This is a genomic window from Lactobacillus sp. UMNPBX12, from assembly GCF_002553955.1.
GTDB lineage: Bacteria > Bacillota > Bacilli > Lactobacillales > Lactobacillaceae > Lactobacillus > Lactobacillus crispatus.
In genome coordinates, this window is sequence record NZ_PCYY01000080.1 from 1 (window position 1) to 398 (window position 398).

Below are 398 nucleotides of genomic sequence, written 5' to 3' on the forward strand. Positions count from 1 at the left end.
ACCCACGTGCTTGGTACATTCACAACTACTTCGATCCAGACTTTGGCGGCACTCCTGCTGATCAAGATCAACCATTCATTTGCCACGCAAACCGTTTGATCTCAATCGAAGACATTAAGTGGGCTGAAAGTTCACACTACCAAGACACTCCTTATGATGCTTACGGCGATCAAGGTACTCCTGAACAAAAGAAGACTTTCCGTCCAATCGGTATCAACAGAAACTTTGAAACTCACATTTTGCAAATCAGAAACGATGTTCCTGCAGAAATCGCTGGTGTTCAATGGTTAGCTTTTGGTCCAAACACCTTCAACTCAATGGTGCCATTCTACACTAATGTCACAACTACTCCAGAAGCTTGGCAAACAACTCCTAAGTTTAACTTGAACAAGATCTTC

General features: G+C 43.0%; 1 protein-coding gene. It reads left to right on the forward strand.

The annotated features are described in order from the left end of the window. Nucleotides 1-398: C69 family dipeptidase (locus CP363_RS10570; RefSeq protein ID WP_143468729.1), on the forward strand; the 398-nt coding region annotated here is incomplete at both ends.